Genomic DNA, 3,569 nt, shown 5'->3' on the forward strand with positions numbered 1-3,569 from the left:
AGTCGAACGCACCTTTGCCTGGCTGGGCAATTTCCGCCGGCTGGTCGTGCGTTACGACCGCTCCCTGTTGATGTATAACGCCTTTTTCCATGTCGCCTGCCTCATCATCGCTCTCAGACACTTGTGAAACCGCTTCTAGTCACAGGAGTCGTTCCCTCAAGACGCTCAACGCGCATCGCGTATTGATTGTGTGCGAAATCTCCCAGCGTGGCCATGAAGGAGTAAAACGGAAAAACAACCGAAACAACCAACAGGAAAACGAAAAATGCTTTCATCGCGCGTTGTTCGCTAGACCCTATGGCTTAACTTGAAAGTGGAGCGGGCGTTTGATTTGGGTTGTAAACGTGGGTTATCCGCGAGTGCGGACTTATCCACACTGTCAGAGACCTGGCACGGAGCCGGGTTCTTGATAACAGAGTAACGAAACCAAACACCCATGAACAAAAAAGTGCATTATCTCGGCCTGGACGTCCACAAGGAAACCATTGCCGTGTCCATCGCGCCTGATCACGCTGATCTATCCTCCACCCAGGTTTGGACGTCCACAAAGAAACCATCGCCGTGGGCATCGTCTCCGGGGAGAGGTCGGTAGGGCGAATTCCCGACCATCTCCAGGCTGCGGACACACTAATCAAGAAGCTGCAAAAGCTCGGAGAGGAACTGCGCTTCTGCGACAAGGCCGGCCCGTGCGGTTATCCGCTGTACCGCTTTCTGCGCGGGCTGCTCAACAGCGCGGCGTAAAAACATTTTCAACCTTGAACTTTTGAAACGAACCTTCCCACGTCGTTCAATTTGGCCGCAGGGTGGAGCGTTAGCCGGCGCCGCGGCGGGTGCGGACAAGCGCATCATTGTTGGATTGGGCGCGGGCCATCCAAACGGCTTTCCCAGGTCAGGCAAACGACATCGTGGCCTTCGCTACTTCAGTGGATGCTCGAACATCAGGACGTCACAGATCCCGTTTATGGCCCCTTCAGCGTCTGTGATCGCCCCGAATCGGGAAGGGTGACATGAACGAGGGTGTCGTAGGCGTTGTTGGTGCATTTGCGGCCGTGGTCGTCCCTCAAATCCCAAAATACTTTGATAACCCCGTTGGAGGTGACGCCGTCAAGCGTTCGGAGTCGTTCGCCGGCGGGTGAGGAGATCTCGATGCCGTATGTCCCGTTCGGTTCCGACAGTTTCGCGCGGAGCGTCGCGCCGAAATCAGGATTGAAATGGGCGGAAGACAGACTGAACTGGCAAAGGTTGCTCACCACGAAGGGCGTGATCGGACCGACTATGGGCTCGTCGTCCCGGTCAGCACCATTCAACTCGAGTCCCAATTGCAGCGCGTGTTTGCCGGGCGATTCGTAAATCGTGCTCAAGACGATCAGGCAATTTCCGTTGGTCGCGCGTCGCAACTCAAATTCCCCGGCCACGCAGCCTTCGTCGGAATCCTCATCCCGCACGGGATCAACGAGCAAATACGGCGTGCCGATATTGGTCAGGACATCGTGGTTGACCGGCAATTCAAACGTCACCTTTTCCGGCTCCCCACCGGTCGTGACCGGCTTGAGCGTCAACAGTTCTTCAAGAGTGAGCTGGTTGGTGACAGCGGCATTTTTATTCCGCAGCACTTCGCCAAGCGGACGGCCGCGGAACTTCGGCTCGATGGAACGAACTTCGGGTTTCGCCGCAAGGAGTTTTTCGACCTTGGTCTGTCGCCTGGCCGTATTTCGCCACTGCTCCTCTGCCTGAGAATCCTCCACGCGATCCACTGCCTCCGCCCGGGCTTTCAATTCTTCCCGATGAAACGTTTCCACATCGGCGTCGGAAGCCGGGCGCGGCCAGACCAAATCCGTTCCCTGCGGGGCGCCCACTTCAGGCGAAGTTACGTAAGAAAACCCTCTCTGCCGGCGGCGTGGCATTTCTCCATTGTTATCAATGCAATCCAACCCGACGGAATACAAAACGAAATGGCCGTCATCTGTACGATGATAACGCAAAGGTTTGCCGTCCAAAAAATCGGTGGGTGTATCCTTCAACAGTTCCGGCGCGAGCTCCCGCAGCGTCTCCGGATACGAACCGATTCTGATACGGCGTCTCTCCAGGGCAATCGCTGTAATGACGATGCGACGCCGGGCTTCCGCGTCGGCTGCACGGCCGAGCAATCCCTGCCGCTGTCCTTGTGCATACAGTTGAGACGCCAAAGCAATTTGCCTCGTGTTCATCATTGATTGCATTCTCGAAGGATACTTGGATTGAAAATAGACCGTGTTGGTAACGCCCGGAAGCTCCCGCATCTCAGTCCATGTTGCGCTTCGCACGGCCCGTCGAAGTTCAAGTTCACGGTCGCGATAGTAGAGCAGCAGCGCCTTTTCATCCTCGAAGCTTCCGTGATTGAGGTAGCGAACCTGACGCCAATAATCCTTGAGCGCGGACCAGGCGTCTGGTGGCGAGTGAATGATTTCTCTCAACGTGGCGCCAGGACCGCTGAGGGGTCGTTGGCGCTCAAGCTGGCAGTTCGCCACCGTGCTCGCGCGGGTAAAGGCCGCCGTCTCCGGCAGGCCACGGAAGAAATCCGCCGACTCCCACTCGCGCTGAAGCTGAGCGAGCCGGTCGTCCGTCCAACCAGTCGATTGAAGGGCCTGCCAGGTGGCATTGTACGCAATGGTCGCGCAGGCGAATCGGACAAGGTGCGAAAACTCGGCAGGCTCGGGATCGTAGGCGGTCACCAGCCGCGTTAATGCCAGCAGGTTCGTCCACGCGGCGTCCTTGTTGCCGCCGTGCAGCTCGAGGACCGCGCGCGTGGCGAGTGTTTGGGCCAGTCTCTTCAACGTTGCAAGGTGCCGAAGCAACATGCCGCTGCCCTGGCTGGCAACCAGGCTGAAACGGATCGGGCCGGACAGCGCGGCTTCGCAGGCAGCGTCCAGCCCCGGCCGGTCTTCCTCCAACGTCTCGCGCAGCGCCGCCCAGAGGTCCTCGCCGGATCGACTCCGCGGTCTGTCTTGTCTCCAGGCCACGATGGCCGCGTCCAGCCCCACCGTCGCCATGAGGTCAGGCTGGTTTTGCAGGAACACTGCGCGGCGGGCGTATTCGGCGCCTCTCGGAACAGCGGCGATGACGTCGGCGTTGGTCAAGACGGCGGCGCGAGCGCGCAATTCATCGGAAATTGTGAAGTTGAATTCCGAGAGGTCGGTCTTGAACCCCTGCTGGCGCAAGGCGCGCCGGGTTTCTGCCACGGCCTTCTGCTCGCTGTCGTCGGGCCGCCAGAGAAGAAGCGTGCAGGCCACGCCTGTCGCCGCGAGTCCCGCCGTGATTTTCCACCGCGCCTTCATGATCGTTGCACTATCCGCGGCTTATCTTAGTTGACGAGCCGTGGGATTCAAACCGCTTGTTTTTCCGCGGAACAGGATTTCGCCGAAGCGCCGGCAGCATTTCCGCTGGCCGGGCGGACGTGAGAATCGAGCCTTTTTGTGTGAAACCGAGTCATGACGCGGCCTGTCTCTTATTTGTTGGGCGAATCCGGGTGGAAGATGTGTTCAAAACCGGCTTCCACCGGTATTTCACCGGACAGGAGACACCATGAAAAA

At 58.4% G+C, this 3,569-nt stretch carries 2 protein-coding genes; one reads left to right on the top strand and one right to left on the bottom strand.

Going from position 1 to position 3,569, the window contains the following annotated elements; translation table 11 throughout:
• Nucleotides 1-534: 534 nt before the first annotated feature.
• Nucleotides 535-741 carry a hypothetical protein gene (locus tag VN887_20025; protein HXT42307.1) on the top strand — a complete coding sequence of 69 codons (207 nt, stop codon included), beginning with the start codon at nt 535-537 and terminating at the stop codon, nt 739-741.
• A 218-nt stretch (nt 742-959) separates the two neighbouring features.
• Here the strand turns inward: VN887_20025 and VN887_20030 are convergent, their stop codons facing one another.
• Nucleotides 960-3,314: a hypothetical protein gene (locus tag VN887_20030; protein HXT42308.1), complete on the bottom strand. Its 2,355-nt coding sequence runs from the start codon at nt 3,312-3,314 to the stop codon at nt 960-962.
• Nucleotides 3,315-3,569 lie beyond the last annotated feature (255 nt).

Origin of the sequence: Candidatus Angelobacter sp. (assembly GCA_035607015.1) — a bacterium.
Lineage (GTDB): Bacteria > Verrucomicrobiota > Verrucomicrobiia > Limisphaerales > AV2 > AV2.